Annotated in this window: 16 protein-coding genes and 1 pseudogene; 15 read left to right on the top strand and 2 right to left on the bottom strand. The window is 37.3% G+C overall.

Annotation, left to right across the window (positions count from 1 at the left end):
- Positions 1-84 precede the first annotated feature (84 nt).
- The 7 genes from obgE (at position 85) to R6U02_RS07810 (ending at position 7,421) form a co-directional block, all read left to right on the top strand.
- Positions 85-1,380, top strand: coding sequence for a GTPase ObgE (gene obgE, locus R6U02_RS07780; protein ID WP_410263043.1), 1,296 nt, complete (start codon positions 85-87; stop codon positions 1,378-1,380).
- Positions 1,381-1,400: 20 nt separating this feature from the next.
- Positions 1,401-2,339 carry a ribonuclease Z gene (gene rnz / locus R6U02_RS07785; RefSeq protein WP_410263044.1) on the top strand — a complete coding sequence of 313 codons (939 nt, stop codon included), beginning with the start codon at positions 1,401-1,403 and terminating at the stop codon, positions 2,337-2,339.
- A gap of 1 nt (position 2,340) precedes the next feature.
- Positions 2,341-3,132, top strand: a complete 792-nt coding sequence (locus R6U02_RS07790) for an SDR family NAD(P)-dependent oxidoreductase (RefSeq protein ID WP_410263045.1) — start codon at positions 2,341-2,343, stop codon at positions 3,130-3,132.
- A gap of 74 nt (positions 3,133-3,206) precedes the next feature.
- Complete coding sequence (locus tag R6U02_RS07795) at positions 3,207-3,563, top strand: lipopolysaccharide assembly LapA domain-containing protein (RefSeq protein WP_410263046.1); 357 nt, start codon at positions 3,207-3,209, stop codon at positions 3,561-3,563.
- A gap of 36 nt (positions 3,564-3,599) precedes the next feature.
- Positions 3,600-4,463, top strand: coding sequence for a DegV family protein (locus tag R6U02_RS07800; protein WP_410263047.1), 864 nt, complete (start codon positions 3,600-3,602; stop codon positions 4,461-4,463).
- 106 nt (positions 4,464-4,569) lie between these two features.
- Positions 4,570-6,876 (top strand): single-stranded-DNA-specific exonuclease RecJ, encoded by a 2,307-nt coding sequence (recJ, locus tag R6U02_RS07805; RefSeq protein WP_410263048.1) that lies wholly within the window; start codon positions 4,570-4,572, stop codon positions 6,874-6,876.
- 32 nt (positions 6,877-6,908) lie between these two features.
- Positions 6,909-7,421, top strand: a complete 513-nt coding sequence (locus tag R6U02_RS07810; RefSeq protein ID WP_410263049.1) for an adenine phosphoribosyltransferase — start codon at positions 6,909-6,911, stop codon at positions 7,419-7,421.
- Positions 7,422-7,488: 67 nt separating this feature from the next.
- On the opposite strand, the gene lexA is transcribed toward R6U02_RS07810, so the two are convergent.
- A complete protein-coding gene (gene lexA / locus R6U02_RS07815; RefSeq protein WP_410263050.1) occupies positions 7,489-8,124 on the bottom strand; it encodes a transcriptional repressor LexA in 636 nt (211 codons plus the stop codon).
- A 218-nt stretch (positions 8,125-8,342) separates the two neighbouring features.
- Here lexA and R6U02_RS07820 point away from each other — a divergent pair, with 218 nt between their 5' ends.
- The 5 genes from R6U02_RS07820 to R6U02_RS07840 all read left to right on the top strand — a co-directional run bounded on the left by R6U02_RS07820 (position 8,343) and on the right by R6U02_RS07840 (position 14,849).
- Positions 8,343-8,585, top strand: coding sequence for a DUF896 domain-containing protein (locus tag R6U02_RS07820; protein ID WP_410263051.1), 243 nt, complete (start codon positions 8,343-8,345; stop codon positions 8,583-8,585).
- A gap of 109 nt (positions 8,586-8,694) precedes the next feature.
- Positions 8,695-10,695: a transketolase gene (gene tkt / locus R6U02_RS07825; protein WP_410263052.1), complete on the top strand. Its 2,001-nt coding sequence runs from the start codon at positions 8,695-8,697 to the stop codon at positions 10,693-10,695.
- A 232-nt stretch (positions 10,696-10,927) separates the two neighbouring features.
- Positions 10,928-11,179: a YneF family protein gene (locus tag R6U02_RS07830; protein ID WP_410263053.1), complete on the top strand. Its 252-nt coding sequence runs from the start codon at positions 10,928-10,930 to the stop codon at positions 11,177-11,179.
- A 125-nt stretch (positions 11,180-11,304) separates the two neighbouring features.
- Positions 11,305-13,056, top strand: a complete 1,752-nt coding sequence (locus tag R6U02_RS07835; protein ID WP_410263054.1) for an ABC transporter ATP-binding protein — start codon at positions 11,305-11,307, stop codon at positions 13,054-13,056.
- A gap of 2 nt (positions 13,057-13,058) precedes the next feature.
- Positions 13,059-14,849, top strand: coding sequence for an ABC transporter ATP-binding protein (locus R6U02_RS07840; protein ID WP_410263055.1), 1,791 nt, complete (start codon positions 13,059-13,061; stop codon positions 14,847-14,849).
- A gap of 273 nt (positions 14,850-15,122) precedes the next feature.
- Here the strand turns inward: R6U02_RS07840 and R6U02_RS07845 are convergent, their stop codons facing one another.
- Entirely contained in the window at positions 15,123-15,707 is a 585-nt protein-coding gene (locus R6U02_RS07845) for a lysophospholipid acyltransferase family protein (protein WP_410263056.1), read from the bottom strand.
- Positions 15,708-15,947: 240 nt separating this feature from the next.
- Between R6U02_RS07845 and rpsB the strand changes: the two genes are divergently transcribed.
- From rpsB to pyrH, 3 genes and pseudogenes are all read left to right on the top strand, one after another.
- A complete protein-coding gene (gene rpsB / locus R6U02_RS07850; protein WP_410263057.1) occupies positions 15,948-16,706 on the top strand; it encodes a 30S ribosomal protein S2 in 759 nt (252 codons plus the stop codon).
- A gap of 49 nt (positions 16,707-16,755) precedes the next feature.
- Entirely contained in the window at positions 16,756-17,637 is an 882-nt protein-coding gene (gene tsf / locus R6U02_RS07855) for a translation elongation factor Ts (protein ID WP_410263058.1), read from the top strand.
- A gap of 145 nt (positions 17,638-17,782) precedes the next feature.
- Positions 17,783-17,936, top strand: a pseudogene (gene pyrH / locus R6U02_RS07860) (UMP kinase); the annotation flags it as partial.

A 17,936-nucleotide genomic window follows, 5' to 3' on the forward strand; every position in this document is an offset into this window, starting at 1 on the left:
TCCAATTAGATATCAACTGCCATTTAGTGTAAAATAAATAGATGACAGTTGAGTGTTTTATAGAAAGAAGGAATATAAGTGTCTATGTTTTTAGATCAAGTTAAAGTTAAAGTGAAAGCCGGTACTGGTGGAGATGGTATGGTGACTTTCAGACGAGAGAAATATATACCTGATGGCGGACCGGCAGGTGGAGATGGTGGAGAAGGTGGAGACATCATTTTCGTCGTAGATGAAGGATTAAGAACGCTGATGGACTTCCGTTATAATCGTCATTTTAAAGCAGAAAATGGGCAAAACGGTATGTCTAAAGGCATGCATGGTAGAGGAGCAAAAGATTTATACGTGAAAGTTCCCCCAGGCACAATTGTTAAAGATGCCGTTACAGGTATTATGTATGCAGACCTAACAGAGAACGAACAAAAAGCAGTCATCGCTAAAGGTGGACGCGGGGGTAGAGGCAACATCCGGTTTGCATCACCAAGTAATCCTGCACCTGAAATAGCAGAAAACGGTGAACCTGGAGAAGAAAAAGAAATTGAACTAGAATTGAAAGTGCTGGCAGACGTTGGCTTAATAGGCTTTCCTTCTGTAGGGAAATCGACGTTATTATCTGTTGTTTCTGCAGCACGTCCTAAGATAGGCGCGTATCATTTTACAACGCTTGTACCGAATCTTGGCATGGTCAATACAGAAGACGGCAGAAGTTTTGTTTTGGCGGATATGCCTGGTTTAATCGAAGGTGCATCGCAGGGCGTCGGTTTAGGGATTGAATTCTTAAGACATATTGAAAGAACGCGCGTATTATTACACGTGATAGATATGAGCGGGGTCGAAGGTAGAGAGCCGATTGAAGACTACTTTACAATCAATGAAGAATTGGAACAGTATGACTTGAAGTTACGTGAACGTCCTCAGTTAGTCATCGCCAATAAAATGGATATGCCTAATTCTGAAGAAAATCTTGCGAAATTTAAAAAAGAGCTTGAAAAAGCAAATGAAGATGTAGAAGTTTTTGAAGTATCTGCACTCACTCAAACAGGTTTAAATACTGTAATGTCTCGTACGGTTGACTTACTGGAAACAACGCCAGAATTTCCATTGTATGAAGACGAAACAGACAAAGAAGAAAGAGTTTTATATAAATTCATACCAGAGAATAAAAATTATTCGATTACAAGAGAACCTGATGGTACGTGGGTCATATCGGGAGAAAAAATTGAAAAATTATATAAAATGACTAATTTCCAATTTGATGAATCTGTTATGCGTTTTGCACGTCAACTTAGAGGGATGGGTATTGATCAAGTTCTTAGAGACCGTGGTGCAAAAAATGGTGATACAGTAAGAATAGATGAGTTTGAGTTTGATTTTGTAGAATAAAAGAAGTAAAGGATTGGCATATGGAATTATTATTTTTAGGAACAGGATCAGGTGTCCCCGCTAAATATCGGAATGTCTCAAGCATGATGTTAAAGTTATTGGATGAAAGAAATGCTATGTGGTTATTTGATTGTGGAGAAGCAACACAGCAGCAGATATTGAATACAACGGTAAAGCCTAGAAAAATCGAAAAAATATTTATTACACATATGCATGGCGATCATATTTTTGGTCTTCCGGGCCTTTTAAGTAGTCGGGCATTTCAAGGTGGAGAGTCACCCGTAACAATTTATGGTCCTAAAGGGATCAAACAGTATGTAACCATGTCTTTAAAACTCTCACATTCTCATATCAGATATGGCATCCGTTTTGTTGAAATTCAAAATGAGGGAATCATCTTTGAGGATGATCAATTTGTAGTTGAAACTAAACGATTGCAACATGGAATTCCTTCGTTTGGATACAGAATTGTTGAGAAGGATCGAGAAGGAGTGCTCATGGCTGATAAGCTTCAAGCCGTGGGTGTTCCTTTTGGACCTATGTTTGGTAAATTAAAAAAAGGTGAAACAATTGTATTGGAAGATGGCCAGGAGATTAACGGTAAAGATTTTATTGGTCCTAAACAAAAAGGTCGTATTGTTACAATTCTCGGAGATACTAAATTCTGCTTGAATAGTATTGAATTAGCAGAAAATGCGGATGTATTAGTTCATGAAAGTACGTTTATTCATTCAGATGAGGAATTAGCGCACAGTTACAATCATTCTACAAACCTTGAAGCTGTTGCTGTTGCACAAAAAGCTAATGCTTCAAAACTTTTATTGACACATATCAGTGCAAGATATCTTTATGCTGATAGTAGATTAATGGAAAAAGAAGCACAAACTCTTTTTCCGAATACATTCGTGATGAGTGATTTTACTGAAGTTTCTATTCCATTAAAAAGAGACGAGGAATAAGATGAAATCATTAAAAGATAAAGTTATTTGGGTTACCGGTGCTTCGTCAGGTATAGGTGAAGCACTTGCCTATGGCTTAGCACGTAAAGGCGCTACCCTTATACTCAGCGCAAGACGAAAAGATCAACTGGAACGTGTCAAACAAGAATGTGTAGAACGATATGATGCAAATGTAATCGTCTGTCCTTTAGACGTTTCTAATTTGAGTGAAATAGACCGTGTCGTTGATGTTCTTTATTCGAAACTGAATAAAATAGACGTATTGATAAATAATGCGGGCTATGGTCATTCAGAAAAATTCCTTGATTACGATTTTTCCAAAGTTGAAAACATGTTCAAAGTTAATGTTTTAGGCTTAATGTATTTATCTCAATGTGTGGCTAAGAATATGACAGAGCATAAAAATGGTCATATTATTAACATTGCTTCAATTGCTGGTAAGATTGCGACACCAAAGTCAGCAGTTTATTCATCAACCAAGTTTGCAGTTATAGGATTTAGTGATGCTTTAAGATTAGAACTCAAAGAAGATAACATCCAAGTCACAACTATTAATCCTGGACCCGTTGATACAGCATTTTTTGATAAATTCGATCCAAAGGGCAGCTATCTTGAAAAAGTAGCACCTCTTGTATTAACTCCCGAAGTGGTAGCTGAAAAGACGATAAAAATTATTGGCACGAAAAAAAGAGAAGTCAACTTGCCCGTCATGCTGGAATTCTCTTCTCGACTTTATTCATTGTTTCCCTCAACTGGTGATTTTCTTGTTGATCAATTATTTGACAGAAAATAATATATATTAATGTGATAAATAATCATTATATGTTATTCTTAACTATATTAAATGATCTATAGGAGGAATAATCAATGAGAAAACAATGGAGTATGGTTGGGGCAATTATATTATTTTTGGGCGTAGCTATTTTATCTGTATTAAATGTTGAACCTGTTCCAGTGAATTTCGGATTTGCTGAGGTCGAATGGCCATTAATCGTTATTATCTTTGTATCAGTATTACTTGGGGCATTAATTGCTACACTTCTGTCCACGTATAAAATGTATACAGATCAACGTAAGAGCAAACATCAGAAAGCTGACAGTTCTTCAAAAACATCTAAAATACCGTCCAGCAAAAAAACACGTTCAAACAAGGATGAATTTGATAAAGATGATAGTGATAAAGTAAGCACAGAGTCTCATTCAGAAAAAAATGATATATTGTAATATAGTAATTCGTTAATTTAGGCAGGGGGAAAAGGTATGAATGATAATAAAATTGCTATTCTAACTGACTCGGGTTCAGATGTACCTCAAGAGATAAAAGAAAAATATGATGTAAAAGTGATACCTTTAAAAATAATCTTTAGCGATGGTGAATACATTGATAAAGTAACCATTACAGCTGAAGAAGTTTATCAACGTATGGATAAAGAGGTTCCAAAAACTTCCCTGCCCGACGGCGAAATGATCAAAGAGATGTTTGATGAGATCAAAGCTGAGGGTTACGAAAAAGTTTTAGCTATCACAATATCAAGCGGTTTAAGTGGAACCAATAATATGGTTCGTGTAGTTGCTGAACAATATGAAGGCTTAGATATATTCGTTCTAGACACAAAAAATATTGGGATTGCTTCTGGATTTACAGTTGTCGAAGCTGCACTGCAAGTGGACCGCGGTATCGATTGGGAAACCTTGAAAGTAAACTTAACAGAACGTATCGAAAAAGCGAAAATCTTTTTCTATGTACCGACTTTGGAATATTTACAAAAAGGCGGAAGAATCGGTTTGGTTCAGTCAGTTGTTGGAAGCATGATGAATTTGAAACCCATCATTACCTGCAACGAAGAGGGTATTTATCATACTGTTGCTAAAGTTAGAGGTAAAACAAAATCAATTAAAAAAACACTCGATTTAGCTGAAGATTTTGCTAAAGGTGCTAAGAAATATAATTTAGCTGTTGCCTATGGTGGTGAAACAGCCCGTAAAGAGGCTGAAGATATTCGCGAAGAAATGAAAACTAGATTACCCAATTTCGAACATTTTTTCTACGATCAGATAAGCCCTGCCTTAGGTGTTCATACCGGACCCGGATTGATTGGTATCGGCGTTCAAATACTGGATTAATATAAGCAACTTAAATTTTTTAAAAAAGACACAATAAAGTCTTTCCTTTATTGTGTCTTTTTTTTTGTTATAATAAAGTTCTGCGAGTAATATGAGGAGTGACAGGATGCTAAACAGTAAAACGTTATGGAAATTTGATGAACAAGCAGATGAATCGTTAATTGAAAAATTAGCACTTGAACTAAATAAATCGAAAACATTTATAGGCTTGTGTGTCGCCAGAGGCTTATATACTAAAGAAGCCATTGAGGAATTCGTTGAGCCTGACCAAGATTGGATCGATGATCCTTTCTTGCTTTTTGACATGACAAAAGCCGTGGATCGAATCAAGAGAGCTGTATCCAACAATGAAAAAATAACTATCTACGGTGATTATGATGCTGACGGTGTCACAAGTACGGCTATCTTATACGAAGCTGTTGAATTGCTAGGCGGTCAGGTCGATTACTTTATCCCGAACCGATTTAAGGAAGGGTATGGTCCAAATGTGGATGCATTTGATCAGCTCATAAGCAATGGGACACAATTGATCGTAACTGTCGATAATGGAATTTCCGGGCATCAGGCTATTTTACATGCCCGATCTAGAGATGTAGATGTAATCGTGACTGATCACCATGAATGTCCAGAGGATCTTCCGGATGCTTTTGCTATCGTTCACCCGAGACACCCGAATCAACACTATTCTACACCGGATTTGTCGGGTGCTGGAGTAAGCTTGAAAGTCGCCCATGCACTCCTTGGTGAATGTCCAATGGAATTCTTAGAATTAGCAGCTATCGGAACGATCGCTGACTTGGTCTCTTTAAAAAAAGAAAATAGAGCGATAGCTTATTTTGGATTAAAGGCACTGAAACAAACACAGCGTTTAGGGTTAATAGCATTAATGCAAGTTTCTGACCTGAAACCTGAAACGATCGATGAGGAAACGATTGGCTTTAAACTTGCACCACCGATCAATGCTGTCGGTCGTTTAGGAGATGCTTCTTTAGTCGTCGATTTATTAACAACTTTTGACGAAGAAAAGGCATTCAAGTTGAGTAAGGAAATATTAGCGAAAAATGATGAGAGAAAAGAGATAGTTGAAAGCATCACTAAAGAAGCGTTTGACCTTGCAAAAACAAAACAATCACAGCCTTTATTAGTTTTAGCCAAAAAGAATTGGCATGAAGGTGTTTTAGGAATTGTTGCGAGTAAAGTTTCGGAAAAATTCCATAAACCTACACTGGTCTTAACTATAAACGAGTCGGAGAACAAGATAAAAGGTTCCGGAAGAAGTATTGAAGGATTTAACCTTTTTGAGTGTGTCAATGAATTCAGAGACAAACTTCAAAGTTTCGGTGGTCATGAGATGGCTTGTGGGGTAAGCTTGGATCGTGACTATCTAGAAGAATTTACAGACGAGATCAATAGGGAGGCTGAAAAAAGCTTAGGCACACTATCTAGCGAAAAGATTTTTAAAGTTGATGCAAAAATTGAGTGGAGTGAAATTGACACACAATTGGTGGAAGAAATCGACTTGCTTAAACCGTTTGGTCAGGATAATGCAAAACCGTTATTCAAAATCGAGTCTGTTTTGCCAGAGAACTCTAAAAGAATCGGTGCCAATCAAACACACTTCAAAGCAACCTTAACTAGGGATAATAAGCAAATGGACATGATTGCATTTAATAGTGCAGAATGGTCTGATATACTCAAATCATCTCCTGAAATTGATATCATCGGGTACATTTCAATCAATGAATGGAATGGTTTCAGAAAAGTACAATTACAAGCCCTGGATTATAATTCAAACGAACCGTTAATTATTGATCAGCGGAAAAGTACGATCCAAGAAGAAATGTTTAAAACAGCAAACGTTCATTTTTTGTTTTTCCAAGTAACGGTTGCTAAACGCTGGATACCGAGGATCGACAAAAATTCTTCTTATCAAATTTATAAAACTAAAGACGAGCTGCTGGATGTTCCATCGGGTATGCCCATAATAGTAGTGGACACTCCTGAGGATATTAAGGATTTCAAACAGATTTATCAGACGTATCAATCACATCCGATGCATTTGTATTTTCATTCATCCAATGATTACTATATGAAAGGGATGCCTAAAAAACATCATTTTCAAAAATTGTATAAATGGATGATTACAAAACAAGAAATAATATTAGCGAAGGACACTAAACAAATGGTCAAGAGCATGCATTTAGATAAAGATACGATAAAATTTATGTTAATGGTGTTTTTAGAGAATGAATTTGTTACAATGGAAGATGGGAAGTTGAGCTTAGTATCTCATCCAACTAAGAAAAATTTGGAAGATACGATAACTTACAAGAAAAGGTTAGAACAAATAGAGGCTGAAGAAATTCTCGTCTATAGTTCCTTCAAAGAGTTGCTTACTTACCTGAAAAAATAATGATAAACGATTCAAATGATGGAGGAAGACAAATGGATTTTAAAAATTATATTGCTAACGTTCCTGATTTTCCAGAAGAAGGTATTATATTTAGAGATATTTCACCTTTAATGGCTGACGGAAAAGCTTACAAGGCCGCAACTGATAGAATTGTTGAATTTGCTAAAGACAAACGTGTCGACATGATCGTTGGTCCCGAAGCCAGAGGTTTTATTGTTGGATGCCCTGTCGCTTATGAATTAGAAATAGGATTTTCTCCCTGCAGAAAAAAAGGGAAGTTACCAAGAGATACTATTGAAGTAGGTTATGGACTAGAATATGGTAATGACGTTTTACAACTGCACAAAGATTCCATCAAACCTGGACAAAGAGTTTTAATTACAGATGACTTACTTGCTACAGGTGGGACGATTGCTGCGACAATCAAACTCGTAGAAAACCTTGGTGGAATAGTGGTCGGTGCTGCATTCTTCATTGAATTGGAAGATTTAAAAGGCCGAGATAAAATTAAAGGCTATGACATTTTTACATTAATGAGATATTGATACAAAAAAGCCAGCCTCTCCATGTGTGGAGGCTGGTTTTTTTGTATTGTGATTCAAATAAAAGGGTTTAAAAAATGTGACTTCGATAAAGCGAAATAACTTTACCTAAAATTTTAACATGATTAAGTATAATTGGATCCATTGTTTCGTTTTCGGGTTGTAACCGGATATGATTGTCTTCTCTGAAGAAACGTTTGCAGGTAGCTTCGTCTTCATCGGTCATAGCAATCACAATGTCCCCGTTATTTGCCGATTCTTGTTTGCGAATAATAACTTGGTCACCATCTAAAATACCGACATCCATCATACTGTCACCACGTATGGTTAACATAAAGAGGTTACCTTTCTCTAACTCCAAATCGGTCGGAACAGGAAAGTAATCAGTGGCTTCCTCAATGGCCAAGATGGGTTCACCAGCCGTAACGATTCCGAGAAGTGGGATCTTATCTTCATCTAAATTAATACCCAGTTTGTTTAACCCTTCAGCAGTAAACTCGATTGCTCGAGGTTTTGAAGGGTCTCGTAGGATATACCCATTCTTTTCTAATCGTGCTAAATGACCGTGTACCGTAGAGGTAGACGAAAGTGCGGTCGCTTCACCGATTTCTCGAACAGTAGGCGGATAACCTTTCTTTTTCACTTGTTTATGGATGAAATTCAAAATTTCTAGTTGTTTTTCACCTTTACGCCCTCGTGTACTCATAGTAAAATCCTCTCTATAATATGTTCTGTAAATGGAACAACCGTTCTATATTTTATTAAAGTATAGCACAGTACAGTCTTCAAATCAAACGGATGTTCGAAGAACAAAATCAAGAGAAACGAATGGAAATTTCGTCTAAAACTACCACTTTTTAATGACAAATGGTATGATGAATAATGTGGAACATAAGTCATCTGAAATGATTTAAGGAGGATAATATGTTAGAAAAACAAAAGCTTGACCGTATTAATGAATTAGTAAGAAAAGAAAGAAATGACGGATTATCAGAAGAAGAGAAACAAGAACAAAAAGGCTTGAGAGAAGAATATATTAAGGCTTTTCGTTCTGGAATGCGAAATCAGATAGAGGGCATGAAAATAGTCGATCCAGAGGGTAAAGATGTGACACCGGATAAAGTTAAGGAAATTCAAAAAGAAAAAGGGATTCATAATCGTGAATAAGTAGACGTGGATTCATAAAATGATAGAGTTTACATTGTAATGAAAGGCCAATAATAGTACAATAATAAAGAAAGTTTAAAATTTAAACAAACGAAAGGAATGAAGTTTATTGTTTGATAAAACTGATCAAATGGCAGTCGATACGATTCGTACACTTAGTATCGATGGCGTACAGAAAGCTAATTCAGGTCACCCGGGGTTACCTATGGGAGCTGCACCTATGGCGTATGCATTATGGACACGTCACTTAAATGTCAATCCGAAAAATCCGAGATGGTTCGACCGTGACCGTTTTGTATTGAGTGCGGGGCATGGTTCCATGATGCTTTACAGCTTGCTCCATTTATCTGGTTATGATGTAAGTATTGATGATCTTAAAAATTTCCGTCAGTTGGAAGGAAATACACCGGGACATCCAGAGGTACATGTTACAGATGGAGTAGAAGCAACAACTGGACCGCTTGGACAAGGTATCGCCAATGCTGTCGGTATGGCAATGGCTGAAGCACATTTGTCAGCAACCTACAATAAGGATAACTTCAATATTGTAGATCATTATACTTATACCTTATGTGGTGATGGGGACTTGATGGAAGGTGTTTCTCATGAAGCAGCCTCATTAGCCGGACATCTTAAACTTGGTAAATTAGTCATGCTATATGATTCCAATGATATTTCCTTAGACGGACCTACATCCAAAGCATTCACTGAAAATGTCGGCCAACGTTTTGAAGCATATGGCTGGGAACATATCTTAGTTAAAGATGGTAATGATCTGGAAGCTATCGATAGTGCTATCAAGCAGGCAAAAGAAACAACAGACAAACCAACCTTAATCGAAGTTAAAACAATTATAGGTTTTGGAGCACCTAACCAAGGAACGCATAACGTTCACGGTGCACCACTTGGTCCAGAAGGTGTCGAAGCAGCTAAAAAGGCTTACGGCTGGGAAGGCGAAGACTTCTACGTTCCTAAAGAAGTAAGCGACCGTTTCAACGAATACATGGTTGAAAAAGGAGAAAACCTTGAAAAAGGATGGAATACCTTGGTTGAAAACTACAAGAACGACTATTCTGATTTAGGTAAGAAATTCGAGACTGCACTATCTGGAGATCTGCCAGAAAATTGGGATGACTCATTACTTTCTTATTCTGAAGAAGATGGTGCATCTGCAACGCGTGCAACTAGTGGTCAAATGATCAATGCGATCGCTGAAGCTGTTCCTAACCTATGGGGTGGAGCTGCCGACTTATCTAGTTCAAACAAAACAATGATCGACGGCGAAAAAGATTTCCAACCTGGGCAATATGAAGGTCGTAACATCTGGTATGGTGTTAGAGAATTCGCAATGGCAGCTGCCATGAACGGAATTGTACTACATGGCGGAACCAAAACATATGCGGCAACATTCTTTGTATTTACTGACTATCTCAGACCAGCAGTACGCTTAGCTGCGCTATCAAAAATTCCAGCTATTTATGTGATGACACATGATTCTGTAGCTGTCGGTGAAGATGGCCCTACGCACGAACCTGTTGAACACCTTTCGAGTTTCCGTGGGATGCATAATTTAACTGTTTTACGTCCTGCTGACGGTAACGAAGTGGCAGCTGCGTGGGAAATTGCTTTAACGTCTAAAGATAGACCCACAATGTTAGTATTATCTCGTCAAAATCTTCCAGTATTAGCTGGATCTAAAGAATTGGCTAGAAAAAATGTCAAAAAAGGTGCATATGTCCTTTCACCTGCAGATAAAGAAATGCCAGATGGTATCTTGATCGCCACTGGGTCTGAAGTTTCATTGGCAATCAAAGCTCAAAAAGAATTGAAAGCTCAGGGGCATGATGTTTCTGTCGTTTCAATGCCAAGTTTTGACTTATTCGAAAATCAATCAGATGAATATAAAGAGTCAGTTCTCCCAAGTTCTGTTTCAAATCGTGTAGCCATTGAAATGGGCTCATCATTCGGATGGCATAGATATGTCAAAAATGATGGTGAAGTTATGGCAATTGATAAATTTGGAGCAAGTGGTAACGGGGATGCAGTTGTGGAAGCATATGGCTTTACAACACAAAATGTTGTGAACACATATTTATCAATAAACAACTAAACAATTAAATGAATTGAATGATTAATCATTAAACTTCCTTTCAATTATCATGTTGAAAGGAAGTTTTTTAAGATAGACTTTTTGATTTATAAGAATAAATTGACTAATTTGAATTTATAGGTTTATTTTTACTCGTTGATTGTGTAAAATAGTTTCAGTGAGCAGTTTTATTCGCATATTTAAAACGAGCGACAAGTTTTTTACTAGTAACGGTTGAGAGGAGTGAATATTTATGAATACAGGGTTAGCTATATTTTTAATCATTTTAGCTTTAATTGGTGGTCTTGTTGGAGGCTTCTTCATTGCAAGAAAATATATGATGGATTATTTCGAAAAAAATCCTCCTATCGATGAAAATATGTTACGCATGATGATGACGCAAATGGGACAAAAGCCGTCTGAAAGAAAAATCAATCAAATGCTGAGTCAAATGAAGACGCAACAAAAAAGCACTAAAAAAAGTACTAAAAAGAAAAAGAAATAACATTTGAAAATAGTAAATCAGCGGGCAGGAATCCTGTCCGCTGAACCTTAACACAACATGACAATATGTCATGTTGTGTTAAGGTTCGTAATAACAGAGAATGTAAATTGTGGGAGATTAGAATAATGGACATATTTAAACGATTAGGATGGTTTTTTAAAAAAGAGAAGAAATCTTATTTAGTGGGCGTTGCTGGCTTATTGATCGTAGCAATTTTACAACTTATACCACCACGCCTTATCGGTATTGTTGTCGATGAAATAGAAACAGAAACGCTGACGCAACAATCCTTGCTTCAGTGGCTGATTATTTTAACCTCAACAGCTATCATACAATACCTCTTAAGATACATGTGGCGTGTAAGGATTTGGGGAAACGCAGCTAAGTTAGAACAAATCGTTAGAAGGCAATTATACGATCACTTCACGAATATGGATAATGTTTTTTTTCAAAAATATAGAGCCGGAGATCTGATGGCTCATGCAACGAATGACTTGAGAGGTCTGCGTATGGTTGCAGGTGGCGGAATCCTCACTATGGCAGATGCAATCAGTGTTGGGCTAACGACGCTGATTGCAATGATGTTTATCGTCGATTTAAGACTAACTTTAATCGCCGTCATTCCTTTGCCTTTCCTAGCACTCACATCTCGCGTGTTGGGCAGACGCCTGCATCTACGTTTTAGGGATGCTCAAGCTGCTTTTTCTCAGTTAAACGATAAAGTACAGGAAAGCATCCAGGGTATCAAAGTAATCAAAACTTTTGGACAAGAAAAAGAAGATGTCGACGAGTTTATCAATCAAACAGATAACGTTGTCCAAAAGAACAAATCAGTATACAAGATCGACTCTCTTTTCGATCCGGCTATTACATTTATAATGGGGATTTCTTATTTCTTAACCATTCTTGTAGGCGGGTTGCTTATTACGGGAGATGAAATCTCAATCGGAGATTTTATAACATTCATAAACTACATCGGTATGCTGGTATGGCCAATGTTTGCCATTGGCAGACTATTTAATATTATTGAACGTGGTTCAGCTAGTTACGACCGGATCGAAAATCTATTAAGAGAAGATACTGCGATCAGCGAACGACAAGGTGCGATCGAAGAACCTATTTCTGGGACTTTAGAATTTGATATCGAATCGTTTAGCTATCCAGATGACGAAATGGTCGCATTACATCATGTTAATTTTAATATCGATCAAGGAAAAACATTAGGCATCGTAGGCAAGACGGGTGCGGGTAAGACAACCATCATGAAATTATTGCTTCGCGAATATGATACCTATAAAGGTTCGATCCGTTACGGCGGTTATGACATCAAAGATTATACTTTAGATGCGCTGCTCAAGCGAGTCGGTTATGTACCACAAGATAATTATCTTTTCTCTAATACGATTCGAGAGAACATTCGGTTTGCAGATCCAACTGTTTCTCAAGAAGCGGTTGAAGCAGCAGCCAAACTGGCTGATATTCATCAAGATATTCTGGATCTCCCCGAAGGCTACGATACTAAAGTAGGCGAACGCGGTGTCTCCTTATCAGGAGGACAAAAACAACGGATTTCCATCGCACGTGCCATACTTATTAATCCAGAGTTAATGATCCTTGACGATTCGCTGTCAGCTGTTGATGCTAAAACAGAGGAAACCATTTTGTCAGGCTTAAAAACAATTCGTCAGGGCCAAACAACAATCATTGCCGCCCACCGGATCAGTTCTGTCATGCACGCTGAAGAGATCATCGTCATTAAAGAAGGCACGATTGTCGAAAGAGGCACGCATAATGAGCTGCTAGAACAAGGTGGATGGTATAAAGAGATGTATGAACAGCAGCAACTCGAACGTAAATTGGAAGGAGAGGATTACTAATAATGGAACAGAAAGAACTATCAATTAGACGATCCATACCTTTCAAAGAACAGATGGTTGTCTTGAAACGAATTATGAAATTTGGAAAACCTTATAGAAAACAATTTGCCTTAGCTATATTCTTCAGTTTGGCGCTGGCGATTTCAACTGCAGCCTTACCGCGGATCATTCAATTATTCATTGATGATCATTTAACAACTGGAAATGTAACTCTTCAAATTATTCTGATGTTTGCAGGTTTACATTTCGGTGTCACGCTGATTCGTCTGACGGTCTGGTATTTTGAGCTATACATTTTCAATATGGCCTCAGAAAAAACAGTCCGGAATATTCGTAATCAATTATTCGAGAAATTGCATACACTAGGGATGCGCTTTTTTGATAGGACATCGACAGGGTGGATAATTACACGTGTAACCAACGATACAGAAGCCATGAAAGATTTCTGGCATGTATTTTTAGTCATCATGCAAGGGGTATTTGGTGTTGTTATTTCATTAGGAGCCATGTTTCTACTTGATGTAACAGTCACACTGTGGATTTTGATCTTCGCACCCGTTTTATTAGTCATTGTTCGCATCTATCAAGTTTATAGCTCGAAAACGTATAATGGCATGAAGTCAAAATTGAGTCTGTTGAATACTAAGTTAGCGGAAACTATTAATGGCATTTCAATCATCCAACAATTTCGTCAAGAAAAACGTCTGCAAAAAGAGTTCGAAGAGATTAATAAGTCTTACTTTGATTCCCGTTTTTCAATGATAAAAATCAACGCATTGTTGCTGAGTCCAGTCATTAATCTCCTTTACACCTTATCGATCGTTGTTATCTTAGGTATCTTTGGTACAGAAGCTTTATCTGGACCAGTTGAAGTAGGGATCATTTATGCCTTTACATCATACGCAAACAACTTTTTCAAACCATTAACACAACTAATGGACAGTATGAGCTTATTCCAAGAGGGGATCGTCTCGAGTAGCCGCATTTTAACAGTGATGGATAATGAGGAATATGCCCCTGCTCAGCTAGACAATGAAGATGCACACATAGTGGATGGGAAAATCGAATTCAAAAATGTATCATTCTCCTACGACGGGAAAAATAATGTCTTGAAAAACATTTCTTTCACTGTCAATCCCGGAGAAACGATTGCTCTGGTGGGACATACGGGTAGCGGTAAATCTTCTATCATCAATGTTTTGATGCGCTTTTATGATTTCCAAGAAGGAGAAGTTTTCATTGACGGTAAATCTATTAAAGAGTTTTCGATGAGAGAGTTGCGTGGACGTACGGGATTAGTACTTCAAGATTCGTTCCTCTTCTACGGCACTATAAAAGATAATATCCGATTACTCAATGATTCAATCACTGATAGAGAAATCATAGAGGCTGCACGTTTTGTTCAAGCGGATAAGTTTATTGAGGAGCTTCCAGGTCAGTATGATGCAAAAGTCGTTGAACGTGGTGCTAGCTTCTCAAGCGGTCAAAAACAATTGATTTCATTCGCAAGTACCATTGTTAGGGATCCTAAAATTCTTATTTTAGATGAAGCAACAGCGAATATCGATACTGAAACTGAAGCACTTATACAAGAAGGTTTAGAACGCATGAGAAAAGGCCGTACAACGGTGGCTATTGCGCATAGACTCTCAACGATTAGAGATGCTGATCAGATTTTAGTGTTAGATAACGGACATATAGTTGAAAGGGGATCACACGACGAGCTTATTGAACGCGGTGGTCAATATAAAGACATGTTCGAATTACAAAATCTAGGCTTGCAGACTAGATAACAGATGAAATAGTTATAAATAAAAAGTGGGGCATTCATCCGTTGAGGATTAATCCCGCTTTTTATTTTTTTGCTAGCGAAAAGACGTACCGGAAAGCGCAGATTAGGAGTCTAGATGTTCGTGAATTCGACATTTCGAGCGTGACAATTAGGGATCACATCGATTTTTCCAGTAATTGGTCCTTAAGAACCTGAAAAATAGAAAGAGGCTGGAACAATAGCTCCAGCCTCTTTCTATAATTAGTTGAATGATTGAAAAGATTCTGTGCATCGTTTATTTGTCTAAGTGTTCAAAAGCTGTTTGAATCTTTTCAGAGTAATAAGCATTTATATCTTTCACCCCTTCAATCTTTCGTTCCACATAGAAAGGTTCTCCGATGCGGACAGTTGCCTTCTTACGCTTAATCAAGTCTTTGAATGTAAGCGGACCACTGTAAACGGCAGGGACGATTGGTTTTTTACTCATTTTTGCTATCGTTATTGCTCCGCCTTTCAATTCATTGGAATGTCTTGTTCCAGCGGGGAATATAAGTAAACCCAAATCACTTTCTTTTAGAGATTTTACAGGTATTTTAATAGCGCTAGGGCCAGGGTTGTTTCTGTCTACTGGAAAAGCGTTCATGTTAGTGATAAACCAGCTGATTATCGGATTTTTGAATAATTCTTTTTTTGCCATAACGCTGAATTGCTTGGGTGACGCGGCGAGCGCGAGATAAAGAGGATCTATCCACGAGCGGTGAGGGGCTATTAAAATATAATTTTCATCTTGAGGCAAATTTTCTTTACCAATAAAATTCGGTTTGCCATTTAAAATCCAAAATAACAAAAGCACTATGCTGCGTACTACTGAGAAAAACATATTAGTCACTTCCTTTTTTTTACTTCTTTTATTAGTATGCGATAGGATTTAAAAATTAGCAAGATATTATTATCTGATTATTGCATTTAATTACTTTTTATAGTACAATTATAAACGGTGCATAAAGCACTAATTTCACACCTTAGTTGATGCTTTGAATGGTGCTCCAGATGCCATGGAGTGTTCAGGCAGATGACACTAGGGGAGGAAAATACAAAAACCAAATGGAGGAATGACAAAATGGCAGTAGTATCAATGAAACAATTATTAGAATCAGGAGTGCATTTCGGACACCAGACAAGACGTTGGAATCCAAAAATGAAACCTTTTATCTTCACAGAAAGAAACGGTATCTACATTATTGACTTGCAGAAAACTGTTAAGTTGATCGATAAAGCTTACAACTATGTACGTGACGTTTCTGAAGATGGCGGAGTTGTTCTTTTTGTAGGTACAAAGAAACAAGCTCAAGATGCAATCAAAGAAGAAGCTATTAGAGCAGGCGCATTCTACATCAACCATCGTTGGTTGGGTGGAACGTTAACTAACTGGGACACAATCCAAAAACGTATTAAACGTTTGAAACAATTAGAAAAAATGGAAGAAGACGGAACATTTGACGTCTTACCTAAAAAAGAAGTGGGATTATTAGTCAAAGAACGTGATCGCTTAGATAAATTCTTAGGCGGAATCAAAGATATGCCTAGAAAACCAGACGTATTGTTCATTGTAGATCCACGTAAAGAACACATTGCAGTTAAAGAAGCACAAAAATTAAACATTCCTATCGTAGCAATGGTAGATACTAACTGTGATCCAGATGAGATCGATGTAATTATCCCTTCAAACGACGATGCTATTCGTGCAGTTAAATTATTAACTAAAACGATGGCTGATGCTGTTATCGAAGGTAACCAGGGAGAAGAAGAGTTTGAAGAAGAAGCTAAATCTGATTCTTTAGATGAAATTGTTGAAGTTGTAGAAGGCGACAACGAATAATTTAAACTTACAGGTTAGAACCATAATCTACTGAGGAGGAAGAAGTATAGTGGCAAATATTAAAGCAGTTCAAGTTAAAGAATTACGTGATAAAACAGGCGTAGGTATGATGGACGCAAAAAATGCATTAGTGGAAACTGATGGCGATATGAACGCAGCTATCGATTACCTAAGAGAAAAAGGTGTTTCTAAAGCTGCTAAAAAAGCAGACCGCATTGCAGCTGAAGGCTTAGCAAACGTTTATGTTAATGGGAATGTTGCAGCTATTGCTGAAATCAACTCTGAAACAGATTTCGTTTCTAAAAATGATAAATTCCAAAATATAGTTAAAGGCATTACTAAAACAGTTGCCGACAACAATCCTGCTTCTGTTGAAGATGCGTTACAATTAGATATGGATGGCGAAACGATTCAAGATACCATTACTGAAGCAATGACTACCATTGGTGAAAAAATCACTTTCCGTCGTTTTGCAGTATTAGAAAAGACAGATAATGACGCGTTTGGTGATTACGAACACATGGGCGGGCGCATCAGTGTCTTAGCTATTGTTGAAGGAACAGACGACGTTGAAGTTGCACGTAACGTAGCTATGCACATTGCGGCAATTAATCCTAAATATATTACACGTGAAGATGTCGCTCAAGAAGATAGAGATCACGAATTAAGCATGTTAACTGAACAAGCTAAAAGTGAAGGTAAACCAGCAAACATCGTTGAAAAAATGGTTCAAGGACGTTTGAATAAATGGTTAGCTGACGTAAGCTTGGTTGACCAATCTTACGTTAAAAATCCAGATATAACAGTTGGACAATACCTGAAAGAAAATGGCGCTTCAATTAAATCCTTCATTCGTTATGAAGTAGGAGAAGGAATTGAAAAACGCTCTGAAGACTTCGCTGCTGAAGTACAAAGTCAATTAGGTAAATAATTATATGTTAGAAAAGTAGGGATAGTTCACTATTCCTGCTTTTTTTTATAGTAATATAGGAACAAATGATATAATATATTTTAATGACGCTACACATTAAATGTGGTAAAATTACTATTGTATGAATGATGGAGGGAAAGAATTTATGGATGAACCGAAGTACAAACGTATTATATTAAAAATAAGTGGAGAAGCGCTTGCTGGTGATGCTGGATTTGGTATACAACCACCCACCATTCACGAAATTTGTCAGGAAATTAAAGAAGTTCATGAATTGGGCATTGAAATTGCTATTGTTG

The sequence above is a fragment of the Alkalibacterium sp. genome (genome assembly GCF_046484155.1).
Taxonomy (GTDB): Bacteria; Bacillota; Bacilli; order Lactobacillales; family Carnobacteriaceae_A; genus Alkalibacterium.

Excerpts from the sequence above, each read along its gene's own strand:
- R6U02_RS07795 (WP_410263046.1), top strand. The coding sequence starts at position 3,207 with ATGAGAAAACAATGGAGTATGGTTGGGGCAATTATATTATTTTTGGGC.
- lexA (WP_410263050.1), bottom strand. The coding sequence starts at position 8,124 with ATGAGTACACGAGGGCGTAAAGGTGAAAAACAACTAGAAATTTTGAAT.
- recJ (WP_410263048.1), top strand. The coding sequence starts at position 4,570 with ATGCTAAACAGTAAAACGTTATGGAAATTTGATGAACAAGCAGATGAA.
- R6U02_RS07840 (WP_410263055.1), top strand. The coding sequence starts at position 13,059 with ATGGAACAGAAAGAACTATCAATTAGACGATCCATACCTTTCAAAGAA.
- R6U02_RS07820 (WP_410263051.1), top strand. The coding sequence starts at position 8,343 with ATGTTAGAAAAACAAAAGCTTGACCGTATTAATGAATTAGTAAGAAAA.
- R6U02_RS07790 (WP_410263045.1), top strand. The coding sequence starts at position 2,341 with ATGAAATCATTAAAAGATAAAGTTATTTGGGTTACCGGTGCTTCGTCA.
- R6U02_RS07835 (WP_410263054.1), top strand. The coding sequence starts at position 11,305 with ATGGACATATTTAAACGATTAGGATGGTTTTTTAAAAAAGAGAAGAAA.
- R6U02_RS07845 (WP_410263056.1), bottom strand. The coding sequence starts at position 15,707 with ATGTTTTTCTCAGTAGTACGCAGCATAGTGCTTTTGTTATTTTGGATT.
- R6U02_RS07810 (WP_410263049.1), top strand. The coding sequence starts at position 6,909 with ATGGATTTTAAAAATTATATTGCTAACGTTCCTGATTTTCCAGAAGAA.
- rnz (WP_410263044.1), top strand. The coding sequence starts at position 1,401 with ATGGAATTATTATTTTTAGGAACAGGATCAGGTGTCCCCGCTAAATAT.
- rpsB (WP_410263057.1), top strand. The coding sequence starts at position 15,948 with ATGGCAGTAGTATCAATGAAACAATTATTAGAATCAGGAGTGCATTTC.
- R6U02_RS07830 (WP_410263053.1), top strand. The coding sequence starts at position 10,928 with ATGAATACAGGGTTAGCTATATTTTTAATCATTTTAGCTTTAATTGGT.
- R6U02_RS07800 (WP_410263047.1), top strand. The coding sequence starts at position 3,600 with ATGAATGATAATAAAATTGCTATTCTAACTGACTCGGGTTCAGATGTA.
- obgE (WP_410263043.1), top strand. The coding sequence starts at position 85 with ATGTTTTTAGATCAAGTTAAAGTTAAAGTGAAAGCCGGTACTGGTGGA.